At 67.5% G+C, this 6,959-nt stretch carries 5 protein-coding genes; 3 read left to right on the forward strand and 2 right to left on the reverse strand.

The features are described 5' to 3' along the window. Positions 1-41 precede the first annotated feature (41 nt). The gene (locus OG737_RS28540; RefSeq protein ID WP_405677212.1) at positions 42-578 is read left to right on the forward strand and encodes a toxin-antitoxin system, toxin component; all 537 of its coding nucleotides are present in this window, start codon (positions 42-44) and stop codon (positions 576-578) included. A gap of 80 nt (positions 579-658) precedes the next feature. On the opposite strand, the gene OG737_RS28545 is transcribed toward OG737_RS28540, so the two are convergent. Beyond that, positions 659-1,993, reverse strand: coding sequence for a cation:proton antiporter (locus OG737_RS28545; RefSeq protein ID WP_328929084.1), 1,335 nt, complete (start codon positions 1,991-1,993; stop codon positions 659-661). Positions 1,994-2,009: 16 nt separating this feature from the next. Continuing rightward, positions 2,010-3,821, reverse strand: a complete 1,812-nt coding sequence (locus OG737_RS28550; RefSeq protein ID WP_405922141.1) for a 2-isopropylmalate synthase — start codon at positions 3,819-3,821, stop codon at positions 2,010-2,012. 309 nt (positions 3,822-4,130) lie between these two features. Here OG737_RS28550 and OG737_RS28555 point away from each other — a divergent pair, with 309 nt between their 5' ends. Together OG737_RS28555 and OG737_RS28560 are read left to right on the forward strand one after the other, a co-directional pair. Continuing rightward, positions 4,131-5,360, forward strand: a complete 1,230-nt coding sequence (locus OG737_RS28555) for a cytochrome P450 (RefSeq protein WP_328929085.1) — start codon at positions 4,131-4,133, stop codon at positions 5,358-5,360. Between the two features lie 81 nt (positions 5,361-5,441). Further along, positions 5,442-6,929, forward strand: a complete 1,488-nt coding sequence (locus tag OG737_RS28560) for a tryptophan 7-halogenase (protein WP_328929086.1) — start codon at positions 5,442-5,444, stop codon at positions 6,927-6,929. The last annotated feature ends 30 nt before the right edge of the window (positions 6,930-6,959 follow it).

Raw genomic sequence — 6,959 nt, forward strand, 5'->3', positions numbered from 1 at the left:
ACCTGCGGGGATGGTACGGAATGTGATGCATGGGGGGCGCGGTGGGGACGTACCGCGAAATGAAGCGACATCGCGATGAGCTGTTCACGGGCACGGCCCGTCCATTGCCGGACACTCCGGTCGAACTGTTCCGGGCCGTCTGCGCGTACGTGACGGAGAGCAGCGGGCGTGAGGTGCGCCTGATGCTTGAGCCGTTTCCCCAGGACACGGTCAGTGGCCTGTGGCTCGACATGGGCGACTTCGAGGCGATCGTCGTCGAGGCGAACACATCGCCGCTGCACCAGATGGTGATCGTCGGGCACGAGCTGTGGCACCGCAAGGAAGGAAGCTGCGGGCAGCACGGCGGTGCCGCCGGTGCGGCTGTCGCGGCGCGCATGATCGGTGACCGGTGGAGCCTCGACGATGCCGTCGCCCGTTTCGCCGCCCGCACCGATGTCGATCTCGACGAGGAGCGCAGGGCTGAGAAATTCGGTCGCATGCTGGCCGCGAAGTTCCGCCCGCACCTGGAAGGCATGCGCCCCGGCAAAACACCCGCGTCCGGCGTGGCCGGACGCATATGGGCCTCCCTGGAAGGCTGACCGTCCGGGGTCGTAGGTGCCGCCGCGGCGGACGCCGCTCGCCGGTGGCCCGGCGAGCGGCGGACGTCATGAACCGCGGCTCATCGTTTGGCGCCGACCGGGTCCGGTGAGCGCTCCCGTGTCGAAGGCCGCCCCTCCAGCGGGTGGATCCGGTGCAGGAGGGGTCCGGTCATGATGGTGGTGATCACCGCCATGAAGACCATGGCGGTGAACATCCTGGAGTCCAGGACCTTCAGCGAGAGACCCACATTGAGGATGACCAGCTCGGTCAGGCCGCGTGCGTTGAGGAGAACGCCCAGTGCCGTCGACTCACGAGCCGATGCCCCGGTGAGCACGGCGGCGCCGAACGCGCCCACGAACTTTCCTGCGCACGCCACCGCGACCGCGGCCAGAAGCATGAGCGCGCCCTGCCAGCCGAGACCGCCGAGGTTCACCGAGAGCCCGGTCACGGTGAAGAAGGCGGGCAGCAGGAAGAGGCTGGTCTGCTCGATGCGCTCGGGGACCTCCGGAGCGAGAGCGTCGATGTGCCGGCGCGGGACGACCGCACCGAAGGCGAAGGCGCCGAACACCGCGTGAAGGCCGATCTCTTCCGTGGCCCACGCGCACATCAGCAGGCCGATGACCAGTGCGGCGTGGGTGACGGGACCGCCCGCCCAACGCCGCTCGGGCGCCAGCAGCCACCGCAGGGCGGGGCGGACGACGTAGAGCAGGCCGAGTACGAACGCGGCTGCCTCGACGGCCATCCACGCCAGCGACCCCGCGCCGGTGGCGTGCACCAGGGCGACGACCACCGCGAGCACGCACCACGCGAGAAAGTCCTGGATCGCGGCGCAGGTGAGCGCGATCGAGCCGAGCCTGCTCTTGTTCAGGCCCCGCTCGTCGATGATCCGGGCCAGCACGGGGAACGCGGTGATGGACATCGCCACACCCATGAACAGGGCCGGCTCCAGAAGGCCTTCCGTCCCCAACTCCGAAGTGATGAACCATGGAGCCAGTACGGCCGCCAGACCCATGCCCAGGAGGAAGGGCAGGGTGACCGAGCCGAGGGAAACGGCTGTGACCTGGCGGCCGGCGCCCCGAAGGTGCGCGATTTCGAGCCGGTAGCCCACTCCGAACATGAACAGCACCAGGCCCAGTTGGGCGATGACCTGCAGGAACGGCCGTACGGCGGGGGGAAAGAACAGATGGGAGAGGTCGCCCGGGAGGAGCCCCAGCAGGCTGGGCCCCAGGGCGATGCCTGCGACGATCTCTCCCATCACAACCGGCTGGTGGAACCTCTGGGCCAGCCTGCTGAACACATAGGCCACGGCGAGCAGAACGGCCAGGCCCAGCAGCACACCACCGGTGCCGACCGAGGCGGGAGGGGCGGCAGCGGCGGTCACCGGGTCAGCCAGGGCGCCGTTGAATCTGTTCAAGGAGTACACCTTCACATCAGGAGGCGGAACGAGCCCGGTTGATGGAGTTGAAGAACGCGGTGGTGGTCGCGACGGCCGGATCGGCGTCGATGCCCACGCCATAGGCGGTGCCGGGGCCACTGCCGGTCCGCAGATAGACGGCGGTGCGCGGGCCGACCGCGTCGTCGACTTCGTGTTGCGTGACGGCGTGAAGCCGAACCTGGTGGCTCGTTCCGCTGAGCGCGTCCACCAGCGCGTCGGTGAGGCACTCCCCGGAGCCTGTGACAACCTGCTCGTTTCCGTCGGGCTCGACCAGCCTGACCGAGAGGCGGCTGACGTTCTCCTCACGCGTCGCGCGGACTTCCTTCAGCAGCAGACCAGGCCGAGGCTCGACATAGGTGTCGCTGAAGATCTCCCACAGGCGGCGGGACGTGACCTCGACGCCGCTCTCGTCGGTGATCCGCTGGACAGCCTTGGCGAACTCCACCCGCAGCTCGCGTGGCAGGTCGAGTCCGTAGTGGGTCTTGAGTACCTGGGCGACGCCGCCCTTGCCGGACTGGCTGTTGACGCGGACGACGGACTCGTACGTCCGGCCCACGTCCTTGGGGTCGATGGGCAGGTAGGGAACTTCCCACGGCAGCTCGGCCACAGGGCGGCCGGTGCGGGTGGCCCGCTGCTCCAGGGCGGCCAGTCCCTTGCCGATCGCGTCCTGGTGCGTGCCGGAGAAGGCCGTGTAGACCAGGTCACCGACGTACGGGTGGCGCGCGGGCACCGGCATCTGGTTGCTCTCCTCGACCGTACGGCGGACCGCGTCGATGTCGGAGAAGTCCAGTTGGGGATCGACACCCCGGCTGAACAGATTGAGCGCCAGCGTGGCCAGGCACGCGTTGCCGGTCCGCTCACCGTTGCCGAACAGCGTGCCCTCGATCCGGTCCGCGCCGGCCATCACGGCCAGTTCGGCCGAGGCGACCGCGGTACCTCGGTCGTTGTGCGGGTGGACGGACAGGATGATCGAACCACGGTTGTCCAGGTTCCGGTGCATCCACTCGACCTGGTCGGCGAAGACGTTGGGGGAATCGGTCTCCACCGTGGTGGGAAGGTTCAGGGTCACCGGCCGGTCAGGGCTGGCCTCCCACACCGAGGCGACCGCGTTGGAAAGGTCCAGCGCGAACTCCGGCTCGGTCACGTTGAACGTCTCCGGTGAGAACTCGAAGCGCAGGTTCGCCGCGCGCATCGAGGCCGCCCACGCGGCCACGTGCTCGGCCCCCCGCAGGGTGAAGTCCCTGAGTTCCTGGGGGGACATGGAAAACACCACGTCCCGCCACAGGCACGCGGTCGCCAGGCACAGGTGCACCACCGCCCGCTTCGCTCCCCGGATCGCCTCGAAGGTCCGGTCGATCATGTCCGGCCGAGCCGGCGTGAACACGACGATGGTCACGTCGTCGGGAATCCTGTCGTGCTCGATCAGCTCCCGGACGAATTCGAATTCCGCAGCGCTGGCACCGGGATAACCGACCTCGATCTCCTTGAACCCGGTCCGCACCAGCAGGTCGAACATCATTCCCTTGCGCCGGGAGTCCATGGGGTTGGCGAGTGACTGATTGCCGTCGCGAAGATCCACCGATGCCCACAGCGGAGCCTTCTTGATCTCCCGCCCGGGCCATGTGCGGTCGGTCAGCTCCTGCGACAGCCTGGACCCCTCACGCGCATAGCGGTGGAACGCCATCGGCGACGCGCGCTGCGCGTTCCACGAGGGCTGTCCGACCCCGGCCGCGCCCCCCGCGACGACAGCGGATTCCATCCCCCACGGTGCGGGCAACGCCCCTGTCACCTCAATGAGTTCGGACATCTGAGCCAGCCTCCAAGGTTGGCCGGCGAGCAGCCTCCGCCGACGGAACGTGGCTTCATTCCCCAGGAACGGACAAGGGTTGTCCACCCTCCGATGACCGATCTGTCAGGTCCGTACATCGCCGGGCGAAGCCGTGCGCGGTGGTAGGTTCGAGCCGGTCGAGCGGCCGTTTCCGCCACCACTTTTCCTGCCGTCCGCGCCTCTGTTCCCCGCGGTTGTCCATTCCGGCGAACCCGGCGTCCGGTGTTTCCAGGACTTCGAAGTACCGTTCTCAGCTCGTTCTCGAGCCGACAGAAAGCTGGTCGAACCATGCCCGTGCAAGAGGTGCCGAGCCTGCTGAAATTGTTCACCCCGGATCTGGCCGCCGACCCGTACCCGTTCTATCGCGAGCTCCGTGAAAATCACCCGGTCCACTATGACAAGTGGATGCGCAGCTGGGTGATCCTCGGCTACGAGGAGATCAGCTCACTGTCCAAGGACGACCGGCTCTCGGGCGCCCGGATCGAGAGCTTCCACGAGTCGTTGCCGGCTGACGCGCGCGCTGAACTGAAACCGCTCAAGGACGCCTTGGCGGACATGATGGTCTTCCACGAACCGCCCCGCCACACACGACTGCGGCATCTGATACGGCCGGGCCTGACGCCCCGCTTCATCCGCGAGATGCGCCCGGTCATCGAGGGACTCACCGATGAACTTCTGGACAAGGTCGTCGATCAGGGACGGATGGACGTCATCCACGATTTCTCCGAGCCGCTCACCCGGGGCGTGATCGGACGACTGGCCGGAGTGCCCCAGCACGCCGAACACCTGCTGGGCAACTGGCAGGGCCTGCTGCTGGAGTTCTTCGCCCAGTCCCGCAAGGAGATCCCGCGTGTCACCCAGCTGCGTGCCGCTTTCGACGAGGGGGCGTCGGCCCGCCGCGACGGGACCGGCACCGACTTCTTCACGCAGATGATCGCCGAACAGCTCCAGCAGGGCGACTTCACCGAGGACGAGGTCTTCGCGAACTTCCTGCTGCTCATCGATGCCGGACAGGCCACCACCACCCACCTCATCGGCAACGCGGTCCTGGCCCTGCTCCGCCAGCCGGACCAACTGGAACTGCTGCGTTCGCAGCCGGAGCTGGCCACGAAGGCCGCCCACGAACTGCTGCGCTACGACAGCTCCGTGCAGTTCACCACCCGGGTCGCACTCGTAGACCTCGAAGTGCGGGGGCACAGGATCGCGGCAGGCGAATCGGTGACCCTGGTGCTCGGCTCAGGCAACCACGACCCCCTGAAGTACGAGAACCCCGACCGGGTCGACATCACCCGTGGCTCCGCCGACCACCTCTCCTTCGGGCACGGCATCCACTACTGCCTGGGGGCCTCGCTGGCGGTGGCGGAGGTCGAGATCGCGCTGAGCCGGCTCCTCGCGCGCACCAGGGACCTCCGCCTCGCGGAACCCGGCCCCACCTGGCAGGACAGCATCAATTTCCGCTTCCTGAAGAACCTTTCGGTGACCTTCGCGCCGGCCACCGCCGCATCAAGCCGTACCTGACAGACGGTCCGGTAGCCGTTGGACAAGATCGCGCAGTTCCTGGGGAATGGAGGCATCCGTCCTACCAGGGGGAACCTGACCGTGAACTCATCGACTGCCGAACACTTCGACCTCATCGTGGTCGGCGGCGGCCCGTCCGGATCGACCCTCGCCACCCTCGTGGCGATGCGCGGACACCGTGTGCTGCTGCTGGAAAAGGAGAGTTTCCCCCGCTACCAGATCGGGGAATCGCTGCTTCCGGCGACGGTGCACGGTGTCTGCAAACTCCTGGGCGTCACCGAAGAACTGGAGGCCGCCAACTTCACCAAGAAGCTGGGCGGCACCTTCCGCTGGGGCTCGAACCCCGAGCCGTGGACCTTCGCCTTCGCCATCTCACCGAAGCTCGCCGGCCCGACCTCGTTCGCGTACCAGGTCGAACGAATGAAGTTCGACAAGATCCTCATCGACAACGCCCGTCGCAAGGGGGTGGACGTACGTGAGGAGTCCGCCGTCACCGACGTCGTCAAGGACGGCGAGCGGGTCACCGGCCTGCACTACCGGGATGCTGATGGCACGACACACGAGGTGACCGCCACGATCGTGGCGGACGCCTCCGGCAACCTCAGCAACATCCACAAGCACACCGGCGGCAAGCGCGTCTATTCGGAGTTCTTCCAGAACGTCGCCCTGTTCGGCTATTTCGAGGGTGGCAAGCGTCTGCCCGAACCGCGGAGCGGCAACATCCTGTCGGCCGCGTTCGACGACGGCTGGTTCTGGTACATCCCGCTCAGCGACACGCTGACCAGCGTCGGCGCGGTCATCGCACGCGACCGGGCCGACATCATCCAGGGCGATCCGGAGAAGGCGCTGCTCACGCTGGTCGACCGATGCCCGGAGATCCGGGACATGCTGTCCGACGCAACCCGGGTCACTGAAGGGCCGTACGGCGAGATCCGGGTACGCAAGGACTACTCGTACTCCAACACCACCTTCTGGAGCCCCGGCCTGGTCCTGGTCGGGGACGCCGCCTGCTTCGTCGACCCGGTGTTCTCCTCGGGCGTCCACCTCGCCACGTACAGCGGCCTGCTCGCCGCCCGCTCCATCAACAGCGTGCTCGCCGGAGACGTGGACGAGGAGCGCAGCTTCGCCGAGTTCGAGAAGCGCTACCGTCGCGAGTACGGGCTCTTCTACGAGTTCCTGGTCGGCTTCTACGACCTGCACCACGACGAGAATTCGTACTTCTGGCAGGCCAAGAAGATCACCAATACCGGTAGCACCGACGTCGAGGCCTTCGTGGAACTGGTGGGTGGGGCGGCCTCCGGTGAGGCCGCGCTGACCGGCAACAGGCTCACCAATGCCGCCGAGCAGCTCGCGCAGGCCGTGGACTCGGCGGGCAGGGACGTCGCCACCGGCCTGGACCGCCCGGCCCCGTTCTTCCGGTCGGAGATCGTCGGCGAGGTCATGCAGGAGAGCGCCCGCGTGCAGGCCCGTGCGGCACTCGGACACGAGCTGACGGACGAGGACCCGCTCTTCAGCGGTGGTCTGGTGCCGTCCGGGGACGGCATGTCCTGGGAGATCCCCGCTAGCTGAGTAACACCCGCAGGGCCCGCCAGGGCATGG

It is taken from the genome of Streptomyces sp. NBC_00122 (assembly GCF_045160845.1).
In the GTDB taxonomy this organism is placed as follows: domain Bacteria; phylum Actinomycetota; class Actinomycetes; order Streptomycetales; family Streptomycetaceae; genus Streptomyces.

Coding starts and splice junctions, on each gene's coding strand:
- OG737_RS28550 (WP_405922141.1), bottom strand. CDS start 3,821: ATGTCCGAACTCATTGAGGTGACAGGGGCGTTGCCCGCACCGTGGGGG.
- OG737_RS28555 (WP_328929085.1), top strand. CDS start 4,131: ATGCCCGTGCAAGAGGTGCCGAGCCTGCTGAAATTGTTCACCCCGGAT.